The sequence below is a fragment of the Paenibacillus sp. FSL R5-0486 genome (assembly GCF_037975155.1).
In the GTDB taxonomy this organism is placed as follows: Bacteria; Bacillota; Bacilli; order Paenibacillales; family Paenibacillaceae; genus Paenibacillus; species Paenibacillus amylolyticus.
This window is the reverse complement of the sequence record NZ_CP150237.1, coordinates 2,738,144-2,758,394: the sequence shown is the minus strand read 5'-3', so window position 1 is coordinate 2,758,394 and position 20,251 is coordinate 2,738,144. Positions and strand designations below refer to the sequence as shown.

Annotated in this window: 27 protein-coding genes; all 27 read right to left on the bottom strand. The window is 40.7% G+C overall.

Annotated elements, in window-relative coordinates; translation table 11 throughout:
- Positions 1-4: 4 nt before the first annotated feature.
- On the bottom strand, positions 5-1,276 hold the full coding sequence (locus MKY01_RS12610; RefSeq protein ID WP_076318593.1) for a sugar ABC transporter substrate-binding protein: 1,272 nt from the start codon (positions 1,274-1,276) through the stop codon (positions 5-7).
- A 22-nt stretch (positions 1,277-1,298) separates the two neighbouring features.
- Positions 1,299-2,180, bottom strand: a complete 882-nt coding sequence (locus MKY01_RS12605; RefSeq protein WP_036609061.1) for an AraC family transcriptional regulator — start codon at positions 2,178-2,180, stop codon at positions 1,299-1,301.
- 237 nt (positions 2,181-2,417) lie between these two features.
- Positions 2,418-3,218 (bottom strand): phosphotransferase, encoded by an 801-nt coding sequence (locus tag MKY01_RS12600; RefSeq protein WP_076249711.1) that lies wholly within the window; start codon positions 3,216-3,218, stop codon positions 2,418-2,420.
- Between the two features lie 11 nt (positions 3,219-3,229).
- On the bottom strand, positions 3,230-3,505 hold the full coding sequence (locus MKY01_RS12595) for a hypothetical protein (protein WP_076249712.1): 276 nt from the start codon (positions 3,503-3,505) through the stop codon (positions 3,230-3,232).
- A 166-nt stretch (positions 3,506-3,671) separates the two neighbouring features.
- Positions 3,672-4,211, bottom strand: a complete 540-nt coding sequence (locus MKY01_RS12590) for a GNAT family protein (RefSeq protein ID WP_076249713.1) — start codon at positions 4,209-4,211, stop codon at positions 3,672-3,674.
- 204 nt (positions 4,212-4,415) lie between these two features.
- A complete protein-coding gene (locus MKY01_RS12585) occupies positions 4,416-5,603 on the bottom strand; it encodes a glycoside hydrolase family 5 protein (RefSeq protein WP_282321745.1) in 1,188 nt (395 codons plus the stop codon).
- 208 nt (positions 5,604-5,811) lie between these two features.
- Positions 5,812-6,228: a hypothetical protein gene (locus tag MKY01_RS12580; RefSeq protein WP_282321746.1), complete on the bottom strand. Its 417-nt coding sequence runs from the start codon at positions 6,226-6,228 to the stop codon at positions 5,812-5,814.
- Between the two features lie 26 nt (positions 6,229-6,254).
- Complete coding sequence (locus MKY01_RS12575) at positions 6,255-7,283, bottom strand: alpha/beta hydrolase (RefSeq protein ID WP_076249716.1); 1,029 nt, start codon at positions 7,281-7,283, stop codon at positions 6,255-6,257.
- 51 nt (positions 7,284-7,334) lie between these two features.
- Positions 7,335-7,970: a hypothetical protein gene (locus tag MKY01_RS12570; protein WP_101313466.1), complete on the bottom strand. Its 636-nt coding sequence runs from the start codon at positions 7,968-7,970 to the stop codon at positions 7,335-7,337.
- A complete protein-coding gene (locus MKY01_RS12565) occupies positions 7,967-8,500 on the bottom strand; it encodes a GNAT family N-acetyltransferase (protein ID WP_211081393.1) in 534 nt (177 codons plus the stop codon). The genes MKY01_RS12570 and MKY01_RS12565 overlap by 4 nt, the downstream gene beginning before the upstream one ends.
- A 360-nt stretch (positions 8,501-8,860) precedes the next feature.
- On the bottom strand, positions 8,861-9,328 hold the full coding sequence (locus tag MKY01_RS12560; protein WP_076249717.1) for an NUDIX domain-containing protein: 468 nt from the start codon (positions 9,326-9,328) through the stop codon (positions 8,861-8,863).
- A 273-nt stretch (positions 9,329-9,601) separates the two neighbouring features.
- Complete coding sequence (locus MKY01_RS12555; RefSeq protein WP_339286505.1) at positions 9,602-9,958, bottom strand: serine hydrolase; 357 nt, start codon at positions 9,956-9,958, stop codon at positions 9,602-9,604.
- Between the two features lie 13 nt (positions 9,959-9,971).
- Complete coding sequence (locus MKY01_RS12550; protein ID WP_255319734.1) at positions 9,972-10,181, bottom strand: hypothetical protein; 210 nt, start codon at positions 10,179-10,181, stop codon at positions 9,972-9,974.
- A 126-nt stretch (positions 10,182-10,307) separates the two neighbouring features.
- On the bottom strand, positions 10,308-10,751 hold the full coding sequence (locus tag MKY01_RS12545) for a GNAT family N-acetyltransferase (RefSeq protein WP_339286504.1): 444 nt from the start codon (positions 10,749-10,751) through the stop codon (positions 10,308-10,310).
- 59 nt (positions 10,752-10,810) lie between these two features.
- The gene (locus tag MKY01_RS12540; protein WP_244660943.1) at positions 10,811-11,209 is read right to left on the bottom strand and encodes a GNAT family N-acetyltransferase; all 399 of its coding nucleotides are present in this window, start codon (positions 11,207-11,209) and stop codon (positions 10,811-10,813) included.
- Positions 11,202-11,834, bottom strand: coding sequence for a hypothetical protein (locus MKY01_RS12535; RefSeq protein WP_339286503.1), 633 nt, complete (start codon positions 11,832-11,834; stop codon positions 11,202-11,204). Before MKY01_RS12535 ends, MKY01_RS12540 begins: the two co-directional genes overlap by 8 nt.
- A complete protein-coding gene (locus tag MKY01_RS12530) occupies positions 11,831-12,373 on the bottom strand; it encodes a GNAT family protein (RefSeq protein WP_339286502.1) in 543 nt (180 codons plus the stop codon). The genes MKY01_RS12535 and MKY01_RS12530 overlap by 4 nt, the downstream gene beginning before the upstream one ends.
- Before the next feature lie 2 nt (positions 12,374-12,375).
- On the bottom strand, positions 12,376-12,900 hold the full coding sequence (locus MKY01_RS12525; protein ID WP_339286501.1) for a GNAT family N-acetyltransferase: 525 nt from the start codon (positions 12,898-12,900) through the stop codon (positions 12,376-12,378).
- 395 nt (positions 12,901-13,295) lie between these two features.
- Complete coding sequence (locus MKY01_RS12520; protein ID WP_339188098.1) at positions 13,296-13,763, bottom strand: DUF2691 family protein; 468 nt, start codon at positions 13,761-13,763, stop codon at positions 13,296-13,298.
- Positions 13,764-13,811: 48 nt separating this feature from the next.
- Positions 13,812-14,342: an AAA family ATPase gene (locus MKY01_RS12515; RefSeq protein WP_282321751.1), complete on the bottom strand. Its 531-nt coding sequence runs from the start codon at positions 14,340-14,342 to the stop codon at positions 13,812-13,814.
- A gap of 12 nt (positions 14,343-14,354) precedes the next feature.
- On the bottom strand, positions 14,355-14,840 hold the full coding sequence (locus tag MKY01_RS12510) for an N-acetyltransferase family protein (protein ID WP_339191608.1): 486 nt from the start codon (positions 14,838-14,840) through the stop codon (positions 14,355-14,357).
- Positions 14,841-14,849: 9 nt separating this feature from the next.
- Entirely contained in the window at positions 14,850-14,954 is a 105-nt protein-coding gene (locus MKY01_RS12505) for a hypothetical protein (RefSeq protein WP_339287151.1), read from the bottom strand.
- Positions 14,955-15,076: 122 nt separating this feature from the next.
- The gene (locus MKY01_RS12500) at positions 15,077-15,607 is read right to left on the bottom strand and encodes an AAA family ATPase (protein ID WP_339286500.1); all 531 of its coding nucleotides are present in this window, start codon (positions 15,605-15,607) and stop codon (positions 15,077-15,079) included.
- A gap of 189 nt (positions 15,608-15,796) precedes the next feature.
- A complete protein-coding gene (locus tag MKY01_RS12495; protein ID WP_100528763.1) occupies positions 15,797-16,861 on the bottom strand; it encodes a polysaccharide deacetylase family protein in 1,065 nt (354 codons plus the stop codon).
- A gap of 221 nt (positions 16,862-17,082) precedes the next feature.
- Positions 17,083-18,135 carry an ABC transporter substrate-binding protein gene (locus MKY01_RS12490; protein ID WP_211081382.1) on the bottom strand — a complete coding sequence of 351 codons (1,053 nt, stop codon included), beginning with the start codon at positions 18,133-18,135 and terminating at the stop codon, positions 17,083-17,085.
- Positions 18,136-18,243: 108 nt separating this feature from the next.
- Complete coding sequence (gene yjfF / locus MKY01_RS12485; protein ID WP_017689006.1) at positions 18,244-19,218, bottom strand: galactofuranose ABC transporter, permease protein YjfF; 975 nt, start codon at positions 19,216-19,218, stop codon at positions 18,244-18,246.
- Positions 19,208-20,251, bottom strand: coding sequence for an ABC transporter permease (locus MKY01_RS12480; protein WP_081745908.1), 1,044 nt, complete (start codon positions 20,249-20,251; stop codon positions 19,208-19,210). The genes yjfF and MKY01_RS12480 overlap by 11 nt, the downstream gene beginning before the upstream one ends.

Here is a 20,251-nt window from a genome sequence, read left to right as displayed (position 1 = left end):
ACGTTTATTGACTGCCAATAGCCTCGTTAATCAGCTTGGCTGTTCGATCCAATGCCTCCTGCGGAGTTGCCTTATCGGATAAAACCTCAACAATATTATTTTTTAGGTCCGTTGAAATTTTGGATATAATGGTCTGTCTGGACCAGTCATTAGCTGCAAGAGGCGAACTGTTCTTCAGTTCATCCGCGAAAATTTCAAACATTTCCTTGCCGAATTCATAATTCAATACAGAGCTGTCCTTCCGTGGACTCATAAACAATGATTCTTGGTTATATTTTGAATTTACTTCTTTGGACGTTAAGTATTCAATAAATTCTGCCGCCTCCTGCTCATATCCGCTGCCTTTGAAAGCCATCAGAAACTTCCCGCCTGGTACTGAAGAACGTTGTGTTCCTTTTGGCATATAGGTGACTCCCCATTCAAAATCGGTGATATCCTTGTAATTGCTGATCATCCAGTTGCCAGCCCAGTGGGTAGCCACCGTCCCGGAACGGAACAGGTTGTTCGGATTTTCCCCTCCGAGCCATACGGATTCGGGCATGATCCCTTCTTGATGAAGCTGCTTGAACTGCTCCATGCTACGGATTCCGGCTTCACTGTTAATCGCTGCTGCAGTGCCATCCTCTGTTAAGATGCTTCCGCCATTCTGATACAAAAGAGTGGACCATCTATGCGGTGTGACATCCCATACCATGCCATAACGTGCTCCGCCTTTGTCCATAACCTCTTTTAACGCAGCTGTGTATTCATCCCACGTCCATACCTGGTCAGGAGAGGTCGGTACTTTGACGCCCGCTTTATCAAATAAGGTTTTGTTATAAATAAGCCCATTCGCTGTAACATCCATAGGCGCCGCTACCAGCTTGTCATTAATAACATAATAAGGTTTAAGTGAGTCAATAAATTGATCCTCGAATTGGTCCGCATTGTCCACGTAAGGTGTCAGATCAACCGCCTGATTAGCAAATGATCCGGTATCCGTGACCCGGCTCAGGGCAGGTGGCTTTCCACCGGATAACATTGTTTTTAATTTGGTTTGGATATCCTTGAAGCCAACTTCAATCAGGTTGATTTTAACCTTGGTATTGGTCTGCTCATAATCTTTAATGATTTCCTTGATGACTTCTCCTTCTTTTCCGTCAGAGAACCACAGGAAATCCAGGGTTGTTTGTTTTGAATTAGCATTGGTACCTGAATTTCCGCAAGCAGTCAATACGATGAGTAACATGACCAATACCATGCTAGTGATGAGCTTAAACGTTGTTCTTCTTGTCATATCAACATCTCCTTGGAAGGTTCTAATGAATTTTGGCTTCGTTGAGCAATTCACTTTTACGGAATAACTGTGGTGATACACCCACATATTGTTTAAAGGCCCTGCTAAAATATACAGGTGTGTTAAAACCTAGCGTCTCAGATATGGACAAAATCGGTGCATCCGTAGACAGCAACAATTTTTTGGCCTCTGCAACTCTTTTCCGTATAACATAGTTGCTTATGGTATATCCCGTCGTCTCTTTGAAAGAATGACAAATGTAGTATTTATTCAAATGGAGTGTTTTGGACAGTTCATCCAATGAAACATTCTCCGTGTAGTTCTGGTTTAAATAATGAAGAACCCGGCTTACGCTTGTTTGCTTCTGGGAAGAACATAAGATAGGATTGGCGGATTGCTCACTGGTTGTTTTCCGGTAAATCCGCAGTAGCAATTGGGTAAGACTTAATTTGACCATTGTTTTGTACCCTGTATTTCCTGCCCCCATCTCCTCCTTGATTCCCTTAAATATAGCTGTGATATACTCACGCTCCTCCGGAGGCCAATGCACCAATAACCCATTGGGATGACGGAATATGGACATCAGATTCTCCAACTGACTGACAGCAAGCATGTCCAAAAGCAATAATTCCGTGAAATTGACAAAACTTCGCTTGTACACCATTTCTCTTGAAGGATTGATTCGGTGGGGCACACCGCCTCTGAATATAAACATATCTCCAGGCAGCGGCTTATATATTCGGTCACCGATTAAAAAGGTTGCATCTCCTTGAATAAAATAATGTATCTCATACCCATTATGCGTATGAACAGGCCATTCATCCTGAAAATTATCTGCTTCTGATCGCACATAAACTTCATTTTCCTGCAAAGCAATATTCGTCGGGGTGTGTATGGTTAGCATCAGTAAGATCTCCCTTCCCAGAATATAAAAAGCAATATAGTTTAATAATTTACAATGATAGCGCTTTACAATGAATTGTATCACAGTTATTTCGATCTAATCTGAACTATATTGCTGTATTGTTTATCACAATTGTTGAAAATGATTAGAAAGGAATTTATAGGGATTTGAAAGATGAAAACAAAAAAAACCGCTGTCCAGCCCGTAGGCTATCACGCGGTCCATTAGCATTACCTTTCAAACCCATTCATCCCAATGGTTTTCAAGAAAAATGACTTCTTTCTCATAGTGGGCCAGATGCCCCTCTTCGACCATCTTCATAAAAGCGACATCTCCATCAGCCGCACGATCAGTCAGTGTTTTACACATGAAACGGATACGTGATATGACCCAATCCTTCAAATCTGCTGGAACACTCAGCCCGTACGTAGCCATGAATAAGGCAATCCGTTCTTTTCGAACAGTTCCGTGTGCCTGGCTGACGTATGGCATTACACCCTTTCCGTCCATCTCTGGTGAGAAATTTGCGAGTGGAACGGACGTATACAAGACATAGGCGATATCCCACATTCGCGGACCCGGACCCGCCATATCAAAATCAATAATGCCTTGAGGACGGCCATCCTTGTACACCACATTATACGGCGCAAAATCGTTATGACATACAACTTCATCTTCTGTTATGCCTGGATATCTGTTCGTTGATACTGATGTTGTTGTAAATCCAATGGTCGCATCATGGTAACTTCTCAACAGTTTTGCGACTTCAATCAAAGATTCGTCTGACCACATATACTCTTCTAGATCAGGGTAGTCATTGCCTGGAACGATGCCTTCGAGGTAAGAGAGCGTTTCTCTCCCCTGTTCATCTATTCCCAGAAATCGAGGGGCATGATCATAACCAACTTTTTCGAGATGTAAAAGCAGTTCAACCACATATGGATTTGGTTTCACATGCCGGCGAACCGTCTCACCTATTCTGACGACCTGATTCACATTACCTCCTGATAACACTTCCTCCTGTTGGGCCACTTTCATCCCTCCTCAAGCTAAACTTCCTTGTTATACCCATGATTACGATTTTTCTTATAACTCCCCGGGAATCCCGCCACCAATAGTATGAATCCAACAAAAAACATGAAGTATACGAGTAAACCTGTTGGATGCTCGTTCATCTGAGCAAACTGGGGTACGTTCGTCCCTCCTGACGCATATCCTGCTTCTACTATAGCGACAGAGACTCGTATTGAAATTCTGTCCATCGTTGAAATAAACACACTGCCAAGCATGAGGACTACACCCAAAATCTTGTTAATATTATTCATTTCATGCCTCCTTGATTAACCGTCCACTTTTTATGAGGTTATCTACTTAATGTCTTTCGATTCTCTAGTCCATATTCCTGCATGTTATATTAACGGTCCGTTCCTATATCATCATATCAAATAGCGGCGTCATCACTGACGCCGCTGTTGACGCTCTCTGAATAAGTTACGTAGCTACCACTTGGTGCAGATCCATACTATTTTCGAAAAAGGCTGACCGTTCAACATAATACAGATCATACATCTGTTCATTCAAATTAATCCGTTGATATACATCTGGATACACATCATTGGCTAACTTCACATAAGGCAGTTTTTGTACCGCTTTTCTGGATCTTATATTCTGCTTGCGTATCTTCATAAATACCGTTTCAATCCCATGTTCCAGAAACAATTCAACAAAAAAGGCTGATTTGGCTCTTTGGCTATACCCATTTCCAAAAAACGGTGAACCAATCCAAGTGGCTAAAAAACCGCTTTGATGCTCAATATGATATAGATCAATGGTTCCAATAGGCTGCCCTGTTTCATTCAAAATCGTTCGGGAAATCACTGTCTTTTGCTCTTCTTCGACCATCAATTGTTTGGTCAGGAATAGATATTCTTCATACGATTGGCATTGATAACGAACGTAAGGAGAAACTGCGGGGTCCATCATTAAGCTGTACAGTGAAAGGCATTCCTGCAAATCACGTTTTTTTAACATTCTGTCTACCACCTAGTCCTTTTAGTTCGCTATATCAAGCAAATTAAGTATATAAAAGCTAGTGTGGGATTTAATGAATTCTGTATGTGGCTTATGTAAAATGCATTGGTAAATGTTGTTCATCTTCATCTCCAGTAGCACAAAAAAACGGCATGTCCCTTTTACAGGAACACGCCGTTTACACGGATACAGCCAGACAGTAATTTATTGCATACCTTGCATGATGGCATTAATGATATTTTGCTGCGTCACGGTTTTGTTTGAACGGTTAAACAAGGCGAATCCATGTTGACCGTTATGCCCGTTATCCCAATAAACAGGAACCATTTTGTATTTCTTGGCTTTTGCTGTAACTGCTTTGGCGTAAGCAGCACGATAGACATTGTTGCTGGAATCATAGGACGTTTTATCAATGGAACCGAACTCACCAATCACTACGGGATAGCCCTGAGTCACAAATTTGTCGTACATGGACTTAAACTGCGATTCAAGATAATCCTCTTGGCCCCAAGTAGACTTTTTGGCAGGGTTCGTAGAAGTTGCACCCCACTGTGTGATATTGCCGTTTTCCTCACCTGCAAAATCCCACGGAGAGTAATAGTGTGCTGAGATCATGATTCTCTTCTGCGAACTAGGAATAGCTGAGGATCTGTAATTATCTGTTGGAAGAGCAAAGCCATAATTACCAACAGTGTAGTCAATATTGGTATTCCAGCCTGGAATCAGCAACCATCTGGCATTGTTGTTACCTCCAGTCTGACGAACCGTATCCACGAAGATTTGATTGTATGCGTTCAGATTGGCGTAATAGGCCGAGTTTGGATTGCCATAGTTACCATCGAATACTTCGTTCATGGATTCAAAAATAAGACGATCATTGTAGTTGCTAAACTTGGTGGCAACCTGCTGCCACACCTTCTTATATTTTTCCTTAATGGCAGTCTGATTGCCACCATTCACGAGTAGCCATCCACCCTGTACGGAATTAAACCCATCACCATGAATATTGATGATCACATACAGACCTTCATTGTACGCATAATCCACGACTTGCTGAATTCGATTCAGCCATGCCGCATTGATTGTATAATTGGTAGCGCTTCCAATGTTACTCAAATAGGAAACGGGAATACGAATGGATTTGAAGCCTGCCGCTTTTACCTTTTTGATTAACTCTGGAGTTACCGTAGGATTGCCCCAAGCTGTCTCATTCGGTGTACCGTTCACCGCTGCTTCCAGCTGATTGCCAAGATTCCATCCTGCACCCATCTCAGACACTATTTGCGAAGCGTCCGCTGCTGATGCTTTAGCGCTCCATCCCGTAAAGGCTACCGCAGCCACTAATACCAGTGCCAAGCTGCTGATGCCAAATTTCTTCCATTTTTTGAACATAACCATACCTCCGCTTATTCTATTATTTTTAACAAGCAGTGCAGTTAATCTATGCATACAGATTGAATGATTCGAGAATACGTGCCTCCTCTCTCTAATCGATCAAACAAATGAATTCTTCGTCCAACAACAACATAATAACACATTTATGGAAAATAAAGCGATATCTTTATTGTTTTTTGTGACTATTTACTACAAAATAATCCATCTATCCGTTTAAGTGGATTGCTTGGATTTGTTCTCTATCAAAATCAATAATCATAATGTGATCGCGCAAAATTTGATCTCCGCAAGATATTGTTGCGCCGTAGTCGGTTACACTGTTAAATGTGATATCCACACGATAGACTTCAATCTCATTAAACCAATTCTGATGTACCTTTTCATGAAGTTCATTCTCATAATATTCTCGAAAGACAGTCTCACACGTTGAAAACCACTTAATGTAGTCTTCTATATTATGAACAACTGAATCTAACGGTGTATTAGTAGACACATATATTCGAACGTCATTTAAATCCTCATCCTGTATGCAGTGTTTAAATATTTGCACAGTATTTTGCAGAGTGTAACACCGGTAACTCTCATCACTCTCTTCTTCAAGCTCAATGAATTCATTTAACAATATGATCTTGCTCCTCTCAATGCATATTAAAATAGCTCATTTAACCACTTTACGAATTTTTCTTTCTCTTCAAACTGTGGGTAATGCGCCGACTCGTTGAATACAATGAAGTCTTTGATCGGTGCATCCAATACGTCAAAATAATCACGTGCTGCATTTGCAGTGGTCATATAATCATATTTACCCGTTACAAAATAGGTAGGAATCTCCAGATGATCAACAATATCAGGTAAATTTTGATCAAATGCTTCCCTCAGTAAGATGTCTTGTGAACTGAACATCCCTGAATAAAAGCGAATCATATCCAGCCCATTATATTCGGGATTTAAAAGGAATCCTGAAATATAATCTCTATTCTCGTTGATGAGTCTGGCTGCACCACCGTACTTTTGCAACAAAATTCTAGGCGTAAGTTCCTTTCCTTGCTCGATCGAGCTGCGGATTAGCTCCAGTTTTTTAACATCATCTTCATTACCGGCTTGTTTCGCTTGCTCGTACGTGTACTCCAAACTTTCCAGTTCGCTCTGAAGTGTATTAGCCATCTGTCCAATCCCTATATAAGCGTGAAACTGAGTAGGTGCTTTAGCCGCAGCTTTCATCCCGATGTATGTACCAAATGAATGACCGATTAATATAACCTTCTCTTGACCTAACTCCTTAGATACATAATCCCTTAACGCTAACAAATCATCTACTAATACATCTGTTGTGAGATTCGAGTAATCTTCAAAAAAGTGATAGGACTTTCCACTCCCACGTTGATCGTAATGCACCACCGTGAAGTGTTGCTCAAGCTCTTTCTGATACTTCCTTACGTATGGAATCTCCGAGCATCCCGGCCCGCCATGCACAAAAATCAGGATAGGGTTAGTCCGATCAACACCCCTGATCATGACTTCATGTCCTGTACCGTTAATTTCGACCTGTTCTAACATGCTGATGCTGTTTTCACCTTTAATTTTGGGTGTCCATGTGGGAAATATCAGAGCTACTATAACTATTAAAATAATACTGAATATGCTGTACTTGAGTGTTTTACGTATTTTTTTGCGCATGTAATGCTCCTTAAATAATAAGTTTCATTTGTAATTCTACCAACGGTTCCTTTATCGTAACGGATACAACAATTCAACGGGTTCTATCATCAGCTCTTCTTGGAAGATGTAATTGTGATCGGCTCCAACGATACAGAGGATTCGTTTTCCTGGATGAGCTTCAATTGTATTTTTGACTCTTTGAATCATAATCTGATTACGGACCACCCAGCGAAAGTTCTGTGCCTTCGCGTTTACCTGATGCAACCATTCATATTTTTGTCTGGTTACACGATCGAACTCCTTTGAATTAAAAGGAATCTCGCCAAACTGATACGTCTCCATTTGCTCTGCAAACCAATGATCATCCCGTTGTTCAAGTTCTTTGCGTTCCACGTCCGAATAACCGTTGAATGGATCAAAAGCATTCCACACATCCAATTCAAACCAGTCAATAGGGACAAATGGGATGTTATGCTCCTCGCATAAAGGGAAGACCAATTCCCAATACTCACTGGCTGGTTCTCCCCAGTATCCTCTATCATGTTTGCCCTTTAGATACCTCAACCAACTCTGCGGATGAACTTCACCACAAATGAGATCTGGTTTAAACTCAGTAATCACATTCTTGTAAAGGGAAAGAGAACAATGATATCGCTCTCTGAGTTCTGGATTATGAATGGTTCCGAGTATCCCAACCGTTGTCATGTGCCCAGCTCCTTTATCATGTGTATATCTTTCGGCTCTTTGTCATAGAGTTCTTGATCAATCTCACTTGCAATCTGACTGCCCTGACTTCTATAAAAGGATACCGCTGATTTCGTCTCTGTGGAGGAGATATACAGATACTGTGCACCACGTTTCTTAGCCTCTTCACCTAACTCGTTTAGAATACGTTTTCCAACGCCTTGTCTTCTGTACCCGCGTGAGACATACATCAAGTCAACTTGTAATTGATTTCGTTCTTTTCCTCTATATTGATGTGCCAGTACTCCAAATCCGATTAATTGATCGCCAGCAAACGCGCCATATGCCATGCCACCTTGTTCTAATTCGTACACATATCGATTTTGAATCTCTTTCAAAAGCATCTCATCCCAGTTTGAGCATTCATGATTTTGTTCAAGTTCAACCAATCGGTTCTCTCTCATTTCATAAATGAGATCAATATGTTCCGAGCGATCTATTTCCTGCAGCTGATTCACATCATCAAGGGTCAACGTTCTATACGTTATCATGATTGTTGCATCTCTCCTTCCCCATGTTATTTCTAAGATCCTATGGCTTTATTGATCGAAGTCTGTATTTATCAAAGACCCTTTTATCGTACAAAATAGTGTATTCCTTGTTCTCTTCAATTAGTTTTGACATATCCATTGGAACGGCTATTGTTCTTTCAAGATTATTAAAATTAATTACAGTCATTTCATTTTCATTAATCTTTTGAACAGTAACTGCTTCAAAAATTGAAGTTCGAAAGGAATTCCATAACAAAATTAAAAGCAATAAAAGTAATAGTGACATGATGAGTCCCTTATTCTTATTCACTAGTTCTTTTCATCTCCTTTAGTTTCAAAACAGAGTTCCTCCAACTAAAACTAGCTTATTTTAATTTCAGGTAACTCATTCAAATGATTTATTTCGATAGTGTATTTCTTAAGCTTATGGTTCTCAAGTCCATCCCATCTGTCTGAGAAACGATAAAACATATCTCCGAAGTTCATGCCTTCAGGTAATACATCCACAAGCTTTATTTCATCGATTTCAGACTCCGGTAAGCTCTCCAGCAATTTAACCTCAGCATAAGAAACCATACCAAAGCTCCCATTCCATTCATATACACCATAAGGTATTAATTCGAAGTGTACTGCCCCTGTCTCTTCGTAGAGTTCTCGACTTGCCGTGTGTAAAATGGTTTCCCCTATTTCTTTGTTGCCTCCTGGGATCTCCCAACCTCCTCTTTTCCTATTTTTTATAATGATGAATTTATTATTGTATTTAGCGATCATAACTGCAAATTTGATTAACTCTGGATCAAGTTCATCTAGATCAAACCAGTGGCTCATGTTATCTCTCCCATAAACAACTATTCTTTCAATATATAATTGTTAAACCATTGAAGTGGTAACAAGCTATCATCGGATATAATCGTTGTGAATACCGCAATCAATCCTCGCTTTTGGTTAACAAAGATATATTGCCCTCTTCCTCCGCCCATACCCATAGCATAAAACGTTTTATTTTCAGCGCATTCTTCCTTGTTACTTTTCATTATGCGCCAGTGGTAGCTATATAAGGTTTCGGAAGTAAGAGAAAGACTTACACTTCTAGCAATCCAGTCAGCAGAGATGAGTTGTTTCGAATTCCACGCTCCATTCTGAGCGTATCACCCCAAAATTCAACATATCTTCAATCTTCATTCGCAAACCAAAACCACCTATGGCAATCCCTTGTGTATCCTGATACCAATGGAAATCGCTAATGCCTTGAGGTGCAAACAAGTACTTTTTTGCAAATTCCAAAGTGTTCATACCAGTCGCCTTCTGCAATATGGCGCTAAGTATATGCGAACTCCCGCAACTATATTTCATTTGAACTCCAGGTTCGAATTCAACAGGCTGCTCAACAACAAATTCCGTCCAATTCCTAGATGGAATCATCGCTTCATTCCCCGGATAGTGTAGGCCCGAGGACATCGTTAACAGATGCTTAATCGTAATCCCCTTTTTGCATATCATCCAGATCGTTAAAATAATTCACAATTGGAATATCCTCATTCTCAATGTAGCCCTGTTCTATAGCTATTCCCACCAATGCGGATACCACACTTTTTGTAATTGAATTCACTTTATGTTGTTTTTCTTTCGTTTTTCGATTCCGATAATATTCATATTGAATTGAGTTTTCTCGGCATATCATGTAGCTCTCCTCTTTATTTCGTTTTATCTCTCTTTCGAGATCATTAAATTCAGTGATATATAAAACTCCCTTGTGGCTCGCATACTTTCCGCCATCCTTTTGTTTCTCTAAAATTCATCTTTCGTCTTATAATCTTTTTTTCATAAAATATTGAATGATTCCATTAGGATACTCATCAATTAATCCAAACACTTCATAGCCCATTTTTTGATAGAATTTCGGTGATTGATATGAAAATGTGCTTGTGTGTGCAAGCTTACATCCTAATTCAGAAGCCATGCTTTCTGCTTGCATGATTAAAGACTTCCCATATCCTTTCTTTCTGTGTTCCTCATCTATCCAAAAATTATCAATATATAATGTTTCACAATATGTAGCACAGAAGATCCCACCAACTGCCTTACCTGTCTTGTCCCGTAAAAAAAGATTTATTGTCTTTCCAGGCTTCTTTAATAACCCATTTGTTTCAGAGACGTTATAGTTATATAAGTTATTACAAACGTTTTTGTAGTCTTCTTCATGATCATCAAATGCGATTTGTAATTCTTCTTCATGATTCATACGATTCATTGTTTAAGTCCCCTCATTTAGAAAGTCATCACATGTAATCTTTACACTATTCAAATTTCTTATTTTATTTCCAACCTGTAGATCACTTCATCATCTGAATTGGTTCTGTTCTCACTAATGAAGGACATGCTCTTATACAAATTCTGTGCTATTTCGTTATCCCGTTCAACCGTTAATGAAATAACCTTGCATTCCGGATGCTGTTTTGTAATGTAATCTAGAATGGCTCTTATAGCGCGCTTTCCCATTCCTTTGCCTTGATAGGATTGATCGATTTGAAAACCACCAATCCAGTAATTATCTGTACTATCTGGCGTATAACTTAGATAAAAGAAACCAAATACCTTCCCATCAATCTCAAGTACGTAAGGATCAAATGCTTCATCCCACGGTTTTATATAGGCGTAAGCGATCCCCTCAATAACAGATGGAACTAATGAGACTTGGTGTTCATACAAAGAGATCTTCAGCGCCTCTTCCCAATTCTCCCGTGTGACTGGTTGTATCTTTATATTCACCACTGTATCTCCTCTTTCGATAATCTTTGATTACCTCTAAGGGTCTTTTACTCTCACTTACAACCACTTCCAAATGATGTTCAATCAACTGTATCACTTGTTTTTTATTCTTCGTGATTGTTGCAGTCTTATGGTTTTTGTTAATTGTACATATAACTTCTTCTATATTATATTGATGGTTCCATTTCACAATCATCTTGCATAAGTTCTTAAATGACTGCTTGTAATTCCACGGTTGCAAGCCCATTCTGGACAATACAAACCTCTTTATAATTCGATAATCTCTAATGAGAACATTTGGAGCTAATACAAAAATCAAATCCGCTTCCTGGATGGACGCTATTGTCCAATCTTTGCAATGTACTCCTTCTATGATCCAAGCTTCTGAACTGACAATAGACTGGACTGATTCATCCCTAACATGTTCAGGATATCTCAGATTTTCGGCACTTCTGTCCCAGATGAGATTGTCTAATTCATAGCAAGGAATACCGTATTTATCCGACAATTCTTTGGCTAATGTTGATTTCCCACTACCGCAAGATCCAATAATTCGTATTCTCATACATATTCTTTCTTCAAAAATGCATAGATGACATTATCAACAAATCGATTTTTCCAATAATAATGTTCTTTCAATATGCCTTCTTCACTGAACCCAATTTTCTCAAGTAACTTCCTTGATCCCGCGTTCTCTGGCTCGACAAATGCTTCAATTCTGTTTAATTCAAGATTCTTGAATCCATATTCAACGATTTTCTGAGTTACCTCGGTCATGTAACCCTGCCGCCAGAACTCTGGTGCTAACTCATATCCCAACACAGCTTTATGATGTTGTTTCATCCAACCATGAAATCCGCATGTTCCAATAATTCTGTTGTCCGATTTCAAAGCAATTCCCCAGCGGATCACCTGACCATTTTCGAATCGTTCTTTCCACCTTTGTATAAGTACTTCTGCTTGTTTTATAGTTGTGAAACTTTCTACATCGTAGAATCTTGTAACTTCATCTGAAGAAAAAATATGAAATATGTCTTGGGAATCACTCTGTTTAATCTCTCTTAACAGCAATCTTTTGGTTTCTAGTTCAGGAAATGGAGTCATATTCACTTCACCTCAATCGAGTATACTGCTACATTTTTCCCAATTATATCTACGTCCTTCTCGTGTTTCATACCATTCTTTTGCGCGACTTTCATAGAACCCACATTGCCATGTTGAATTAACGATATTAATCTTTTCTGCTTCAAGTGATCCATGCCATATTCTTTCCACGCTTTTGCTTGTTCATAACCATAACCCATTCCCCAGTATTGCTCTACAACCCAGTAACCAACTTCAAGCTCATCATTGCCTTCAATGATTTGAGGAATCAGTCCAGAGGTTCCAATTAACTTGTTATCCTCTTTATTAAATGCGAGGAACAGCCCTTTATCGTCTTTATTCCAGTTGATGAACTTTTCCAGGCTTTGCATGGTTTCTTCCTTCGTCCAGGGTCCTCCATGTCTTATAAATTTCATCATATTTGGCTCACGTGTCATCTCAAAAAGTAAATCGAAATCATATTTGGTGTATTTCCGAAATATAAGTCGTTCTGTCTCCATCTTTCTCTCAACTCCTTTTTCATTCATAAGATGTAATCGTATTCATAAACATTCAAATATCATGGGGAAACGGACTAGAGTCTGTTTTCATACTCAGGCAAGTTAAACGATGATGGGTGCCAGCTTACCGTCCGAAAATCCCTAAAATTCAGGGTGGCTGATGCTGGCGAATCGCCAGGCGATTTTCTAAGGAACACAGGACATCTTATTTCTCAAAATCATCTTACAAAAACGCTACAAAAGGCTATTTTTTCTGGTATAGCGTGTCTTAGATTTCGGAGGGCGTTTCAAATTCCCGAATAAGACGTGTCAGGTTCGTTAGCATTTAACCCCTAACACTAAACTCAACGCTATGCTAATGCATAACAACGAAAGCATGGGAAGTTCTATCAAACCTTAGCAGTTAATCCCATGCTCCTTTATCACCAGACCGATAGTTTTGTCCTAGCATCATTCTCATCTGTTAAATATGCGAGAGATTCAAATCCCTGTCTATTTATATGATTATATAATTCCTCGACTTTCTCTAGATCTTTACAATAAACCGTGACGTAGATACTATCGATCACAAGAAGAACCATCTGACACTCACTCTCCACATAATCTTCATAGGTGATTACATCTGTTATTTGTGAGCCTTTTGGAAATGCTTTTAAATTCGCAAATATTAAATAATACTCGTTGTCATCAATAATCTTCTGTAATTCTTCTCCATTCATACCCATAATCACATCCGGAAAAAGATCATCCCCTAACGTATCATCAACAACGAAATAGGACTCCTCCTCACCAATAAACCAATCGAAATTAGATACTTCCATTGGTTTTAAAATCTCCCCAAGAAAGCGACCATAGGCATTTGGTATTTCAAAACGTATTCCTCTGTTCATCTGTTCACCCTCTTATCATTTTCAATTCGAAGCATAATAACAGTACAGTTATTTCAATCGATACTTCTCATTATTTATAATTCCACTTACTATTTCAGGTAATTGTGCTTCTGTAAAATGATTAGTATACAGCTTGTTATCTACTCTCAGATCGGGATGATTTTCAAACTCATCCAGCAGAATTATACTTCTTTCTTTCATTTGATATTCTTCCGCTCTTAGACGGTCTCTACGAATAATCGTTTGACGATCAACCATGAGTACAACATAGATTATGCGAACATGATAGTCTGCCAATTCTGTCATTAACCCATCAATGTCTTCCGGAAAGGCCACATAGTCCAGCACTACATCGTATTTATAATCCAATAAGTTTTTCACTAGGCTAGATATATTTTTCCAAGTTAAGTCGTTTGTATCCTTATCAAGCCAGGGTTTACCTCTCCCTTTGACCGGAAAGTGACTTACCGCATCTCCAGAAATATACGCACTTTTATCTAAAGTCTGAACTAGCAGCTTGGAAGTTGTAGATTTCCCTACTCCAGGGGGTCCAGATATAATATACAGGTTTCTACTCATTTCGTATTCTCCTTACAATATCTTTTGGAAACTTCCTATATCCAGTTTTCTATCGAATTTATATCCAATCTCTTTAAACAGAGCACATTGTTCATAACCATTTCTCTCAAATAATGATTTACTTCTTGTATTCTCCATGCAAATCGTCGCAATTAAGGTATGGAATCCTTGTTCTTTTGCAATCTTCTCAATAAAACGTAGTGCTTGTTTCCCCAAGCCTTTTCCCAAAATATCGGGCTTTAGATATATGGTGACTTCACCACAAATATCATATGCCTGTTTACTCTTATACTGGGTTATCAGAACATAGCCCATCATTTGATTGTTTTCAAGAATTACATAAGTTTTATACCGTGTATCCTTGTTCATCACAGAGGATTTAATCTGATCAAGATCTAATTCCTCCGTATGAAACGAAATCGTTGTTTTCATTACATAATAGTTATAAATCACTCTAATTTCAGGGAGGTGTTGTTCGGTTACCTCTTCAAAAGTCACAGTCGTCAATTAGGTTCCATCCTCTTCTGTTATTTCTTCATCATATGTATGAAATACCGCGTCTAGATTTAACTCACCGTAAATATGAGGATATTCTCTGCCTTCATTATACAGATTTTCCCATATAGTTTCTGACTTTATTTTAGAATCCCATTAATCAACGCGGCTTCCCACTCTTTTCTTAAGAGTACATATACAATCATCATCCTAAAATCCTCCTTAATCAAAAATGATAATTATTTGGATAGGACCTTCCTCAATATGAGTTCTATGATTTCACTAGTCTCCAGATGATCGGTAATAATGCGAGTTTGAAATTTTTCATCTTTGAAAGCTTCAACACACTTTGGTGCTTGTTGATACTGCCAGCCTCCATATTCATCTCCACGTTTAGCCAAACGATGATAAATCGTCTCTTCTGTAGCCGTAAGGCAAAAATGATGAATGTCCTGATCGATCTCTTTCAACCCGTTATAGATGTAATGAAAGTTTTCCATTTTATAGATGGTCATGGGGATAATTAAGTGTCTGTTGTATTTCTGCTTTACTTCTTTAGCCGTCTTTACGGTTAGAATTTTCCATAAATCGATATCTTGAAAATCATCCGTACGTTCCCTTTCCTCTCTACAATTCTCCGGAAGAAGTTTTCTGAGCATATAACCTATTTCTTCAGGATCGTAGATCATGCTGTTTGCAATTAAGGGCTGAAGTGCTTCTGCTGCAGAAGTTTTTCCCGAACCAAACGCTCCATTAATCATGATGATCATTTGATGATTTCACTCCCATTCAATGAAATTTTCAATAGAAACCAGATTCTTCACATACAATTTCATCCATTATAAATGTTTTCCTTCCACTTTTGTGTTACAAAATGGAAAAAAACATAATGAAATCCCATTGGGTCAACCCAACGGGATTTCATTATAGTGCATTATTTTTCAATCAACCTAAGCTTGTTAATGTATTTCCAAGTAATCGATATATATATCCCATGTCCCATCATCGGCTGTTACAACCAACTCAATGACCTGATTTCCCGTCCCATGGCTGATATTATTCAGGGTATAAACCGCTGGAGCGCTTCCGCCAAAGTAAAAGGTTCCCTTCGTCTGTCCGCCAATCTTCAAATCAACTCTAGCCATGTTGGCATTGTTTGAAGCTCCACGAAGCGAGAAATTATGAGTGCTCGTTGCAAAATTCTGAGTGTATTTAACCAAATCATTGTTGGCATAAAGGACCACACCATTGAAAGGAGAACTGATATTGCCGGTGTATTGTCCACCTTTGATCATGTTCTCAGCTTCCACTTTTGTTCCGTTACTCGGGGGATTAGTAGTGCTATTATCGGGTGCGACTGCCCGACCGGTAGTTGATGAGATCATGCCGGAGCAAAGGCCGCGATTCTTCAGATTTTGTGCAATCTGCGGAATGGCCTGAAGTGTCGTCTGGTACTGATCATGCATTAGTATGACGTCACCACTTTTCATCGTATTCACAGCTGCTACAATCTGGGTTGCGCTGGCACCATTCCAGTCTTGGGAATCTACGTTCCACAGTACTTCCTTCAGACCGTTTTGGCTCACAACGGATTTCAAGGTCGCATTTGTCGCACCGTAAGGAGGTCTGAACAGTTTAGGTGAACTTCCGGTAATAGACTGGATCGTCTGTTGTGTCCGAGTAATCTCTGACGACATCTGAGAACTGTTCAATGTAGTCATGTTTGGATGTGTATAGGAATGATTGCCAATCCACATACCAGCTGCTACTTGTGCAGAAACCAGAGATTTATTATTTTGTGCATTTTGTCCAACATTGAACATCGTTGCCCGTAAGCCAGCCTGCTTCAACGCGTTAAGCATGTTTGTTGTATTTCCAGATGGGCCATCATCAAACGTCAGACCTACATAACCATTCGGGCAACTTGCATCTGCAGCACGAGCATCAGGCACCCCCGGAATAGAAAACAAGGTACCGAAAAGTGCGAGAGATATTACCGCCTTTGCCAGCTTAACTTTGAACATAAAATTACCTCCTCATAATATATTCACAGCATACTACCTTCTACACTCCCTCTCTTTATCGAACTCTCACCCCTCGAAAAAAAGCGCTTTCAAAAGTATGTAATCCGCTACGTCCTTTCTCATAGAGAAGAGCTTTTAGTTCAAGGTGAGTTCAGTATAAACGATACCTCTATTTAAAGTAAATTGAATTTTATCCAAAATGTTCTAATTTTTCACGAATTCTAGAATCGCCTGTTGTACATCTCCCGTCCAGCACTCTCCTTTGTAAAAATATCCTCCGGGGGCACCATGCGCTTCGGGAGTGTACGCCCTGCAATAATTTCTTTTGTAGCCTGCATAAGCTGAGGACCAAGCAGCGGGTTACATTCCACCACAGCGTTGATTTTCCCACTCGCCAAAATTTCAAGTGCTTTGCGGGAGCCGTCCACCGAGACAATGATAATGTCCTCTCCCGGCTTCAGCCCAACTTCTTCTATCGCTTGTATGGCGCCAAAAGCCATTTCATCATTATGGGCAAAAAGAACCTGCGGCCGTTCGTCTTCCGGGACCTGAAGGAATTCTTTCATCACTTGTTTCCCATTGTCCTCCGTAAAATCGGCAGGAGCACTTTGTGAGAAGATGATATCTGCTCTGGTTTCGAAAATGCTTCTAAAGCCCTCGCCACGCTGGATAGAGGGTGTAGAACCACTCGTGCCTTGCAGTTCGGCAATCCGTATCAAACCCGGATGATTTCGCATCCGATCCTGAATGTACTTTCCGGCCTTCACACCTTCCTCATAAAAGTCCGATCCAATCGTTGTCACAAAAAGTGAAGTGTCTTTGACATCAACTGACCGGTCTACGATAATCACGGGTATACCTGCATCCCTGGCCTCCTGTAGGATACCATCCCAGCCCGATTCCACGACCGGTGCAATGGCAATGACATCCACCTTTTGCCTGATGAACGACCGAACAGCCTCGAACTGTTTCGTCTGAGACTGTTCTGCATTTTTTATGACAAGGGAGATTCCCGATTCAGCCGCAGCATTGCGAATAGACGTGGAGTTTGCCAGACGCCAGGCACTCTCTCTGCCCAGTTGTGAAAAACCCAAGACAATCGGTTTCGTTGAGGTATCCCTTGCTACCGCTGATTCCATCCATTCCTCAACGGAGGGAAGAGTTTCTAAGTTGTTAGACGAGATGGGAGGAGGAACAGATTCAGACTCAGGGGTTGTGCAGCCGACAAGCAGCAGTAGAATGAACAAACACAACCAGTTCACATGTCTTCTCACTCACATATCCCCCATCTCCATGTTACGCTCAACATTCACCAATGCAGAGCGCATATTGTTATATCATTGTTTCGGTATCCGTGTTCAATATCATTTAATTCGATCAACTTAATGCAGTGATTTCGAGGATACTCGCCGCCCGCTAAGAAGTCGTTGGAACAAAATAAAAACAAACAGCATCAGGCCAATCACAATCTTGGTCCACCATGAGCTGAGCGTACCTTCGAAGCTAATTATAGTTTGGATAGCCCCCTGGATCAATACACCAATAAAGGTTCCCGCCACATATCCTACACCACCTGTTAACAAGGTGCCTCCTATTACAACAGCGGCAATGGTATCGAGTTCAAGACCCATGGCGTGTAATCCATAACCGGATAACATATAGAAGGTAAAGACAACACCGGCAAGCGCGGAACACAAACCGCTGAACGTGTACACCAGGATTTTGGTACGTGCAACCGGCAGTCCCATGAGCAACGCGGATTGCTCGCTTCCGCCGATGGCGTAAACGTTGCGCCCAAACCGGGTGTAATGTGCCAGGTAGATCGCGAGTAGTACAATGACCAGAGCAATAATCACATTAATGGAGACAAAGCTGCCCCCTGGCAGGGAAATCTTCGCCTGCGCAACCTGTGTGTAAAATGGATTCGTAATGGTAATGGTGTCGAGACTGATGACATAACACAGCCCCCGCGCCAAAAACATGCCTGCCAGTGTCACGATGAAAGGCTGAATTTTAAAATAGTGGATGATCGCCCCCATGACTGTGCCAAACAACGCACCCATGACAAGCACCATAGGTATAACGATCGCAGGCGACCATCCTTGCTTCTCGACCAGACTTGCGCTAATGATGGTCGTCAGCGCAATGACAGATCCTACCGACAGGTCGATTCCTCCCGATACAATCACAAAAGTCATGCCAATTGCCGTGATAATCAGAAATGCGTTATCAATGAGAAGATTAAGCAGTACCTGTGTGGAAAAGAACCCCGTATACCGGAAAGAGCCTATGGCAAACATCACGGCCAGCAAACCGAAGGTGACAAAGACCGGGAGATACTTACGATTAAGAAACATGGCGGTTAACCCCCTGTTCGGCTGGAAACTTCCGTTTTTTCCAACGGATCACCATGGAATTGCGGAATGAATCGGATTGAATCAAACATACGGCCAGTACTACAAAGGCTTTGACAACCAACGTAACTTCTGGCGGGACTCCAATCATATAGATCGTCGTTGTTAAGGTTTGGATAATGAGTGCTCCAACGACGGTACCCATTAGATAGAAACGACCACCATTGAGCGAAGTACCCCCGATGACTACAGCAAGAATGGCATCAAGTTCATACCACAGACCTGCGTTATTGCCATCCGCACTGGATACATTCGAGCTGAGAATAAGCCCGGCAATGCCGGCACACAGACCACAGAAGACATATACCGTGAGAATAACCGTTTTTGAACGAATACCTGCCAGTTGGCTCGCGTTTGCGTTACTTCCAACCGATTCAATAAACAGTCCCAGTGCCGTTTTTCTCGTCAACAGTGAGGCAACAAGCAGTACAGTTAATACGATGAAGATGGAAAAAGGCAATGCTGCAAGCGAACCTGCCCCGATATAGGCATAGTTTGCGTTGGATACAGTAATAATCTGTCCACTCGTAATCAATTGCGCAATCCCACGTCCAGCTACCATCAGAATAAGCGTTGCAATAATGGGTTGGATTCGGGCAACCGAAACCAGCGCCCCATTCCATATGCCCAAGATCAGTGAGAGACCTATAGATAATCCAAGTGCGCCCAACATAAGCCCGAGCGAATTCTGATCCACTCCTCTGCTGATGCTCATACAAGCCACGGCACCGGAGATCGCTACAATGGAGCCCACGGACAAATCGATACCTCCGGTCGCAATCACAAGTGTCATACCGATCGATACCAGAATTAAGGGCGCTCCAAAATTGAGAATATCAATCAAGCTGCCATACAGATTCCCTTCACGCATGACGAGGGAGAAGAAATCCGGAGAGTACAGCAAATTAAAGATTAAAAGTAAACCAAGCATACATAACGGCCAAAACAAATGATGTTTACGCATCTTGCCCGCCAT

What these genes read in the sequence shown, in the direction of transcription:
- MKY01_RS12610 (WP_076318593.1), bottom strand. Translation starts at nt 1,276, where the DNA reads ATGACAAGAAGAACAACGTTTAAGCTCATCACTAGCATGGTATTGGTC.
- MKY01_RS12605 (WP_036609061.1), bottom strand. Translation starts at nt 2,180, where the DNA reads ATGCTAACCATACACACCCCGACGAATATTGCTTTGCAGGAAAATGAA.
- MKY01_RS12600 (WP_076249711.1), bottom strand. Translation starts at nt 3,218, where the DNA reads ATGAAAGTGGCCCAACAGGAGGAAGTGTTATCAGGAGGTAATGTGAAT.
- MKY01_RS12595 (WP_076249712.1), bottom strand. Translation starts at nt 3,505, where the DNA reads ATGAATAATATTAACAAGATTTTGGGTGTAGTCCTCATGCTTGGCAGT.
- MKY01_RS12590 (WP_076249713.1), bottom strand. Translation starts at nt 4,211, where the DNA reads ATGTTAAAAAAACGTGATTTGCAGGAATGCCTTTCACTGTACAGCTTA.
- MKY01_RS12585 (WP_282321745.1), bottom strand. Translation starts at nt 5,603, where the DNA reads ATGTTCAAAAAATGGAAGAAATTTGGCATCAGCAGCTTGGCACTGGTA.
- MKY01_RS12575 (WP_076249716.1), bottom strand. Translation starts at nt 7,283, where the DNA reads ATGCGCAAAAAAATACGTAAAACACTCAAGTACAGCATATTCAGTATT.
- MKY01_RS12570 (WP_101313466.1), bottom strand. Translation starts at nt 7,970, where the DNA reads ATGACAACGGTTGGGATACTCGGAACCATTCATAATCCAGAACTCAGA.
- MKY01_RS12565 (WP_211081393.1), bottom strand. Translation starts at nt 8,500, where the DNA reads ATGATAACGTATAGAACGTTGACCCTTGATGATGTGAATCAGCTGCAG.
- MKY01_RS12560 (WP_076249717.1), bottom strand. Translation starts at nt 9,328, where the DNA reads ATGAGCCACTGGTTTGATCTAGATGAACTTGATCCAGAGTTAATCAAA.
- MKY01_RS12555 (WP_339286505.1), bottom strand. Translation starts at nt 9,958, where the DNA reads ATGTCCTCGGGCCTACACTATCCGGGGAATGAAGCGATGATTCCATCT.
- MKY01_RS12550 (WP_255319734.1), bottom strand. Translation starts at nt 10,181, where the DNA reads ATGATATGCCGAGAAAACTCAATTCAATATGAATATTATCGGAATCGA.
- MKY01_RS12545 (WP_339286504.1), bottom strand. Translation starts at nt 10,751, where the DNA reads ATGAATCGTATGAATCATGAAGAAGAATTACAAATCGCATTTGATGAT.
- MKY01_RS12535 (WP_339286503.1), bottom strand. Translation starts at nt 11,834, where the DNA reads ATGAGAATACGAATTATTGGATCTTGCGGTAGTGGGAAATCAACATTA.
- MKY01_RS12530 (WP_339286502.1), bottom strand. Translation starts at nt 12,373, where the DNA reads ATGACTCCATTTCCTGAACTAGAAACCAAAAGATTGCTGTTAAGAGAG.
- MKY01_RS12525 (WP_339286501.1), bottom strand. Translation starts at nt 12,900, where the DNA reads ATGAATGAAAAAGGAGTTGAGAGAAAGATGGAGACAGAACGACTTATA.
- MKY01_RS12520 (WP_339188098.1), bottom strand. Translation starts at nt 13,763, where the DNA reads ATGAACAGAGGAATACGTTTTGAAATACCAAATGCCTATGGTCGCTTT.
- MKY01_RS12515 (WP_282321751.1), bottom strand. Translation starts at nt 14,342, where the DNA reads ATGAGTAGAAACCTGTATATTATATCTGGACCCCCTGGAGTAGGGAAA.
- MKY01_RS12500 (WP_339286500.1), bottom strand. Translation starts at nt 15,607, where the DNA reads ATGATCATCATGATTAATGGAGCGTTTGGTTCGGGAAAAACTTCTGCA.
- MKY01_RS12495 (WP_100528763.1), bottom strand. Translation starts at nt 16,861, where the DNA reads ATGTTCAAAGTTAAGCTGGCAAAGGCGGTAATATCTCTCGCACTTTTC.
- yjfF (WP_017689006.1), bottom strand. Translation starts at nt 19,218, where the DNA reads ATGTTTCTTAATCGTAAGTATCTCCCGGTCTTTGTCACCTTCGGTTTG.
- MKY01_RS12480 (WP_081745908.1), bottom strand. Translation starts at nt 20,251, where the DNA reads ATGGCGGGCAAGATGCGTAAACATCATTTGTTTTGGCCGTTATGTATG.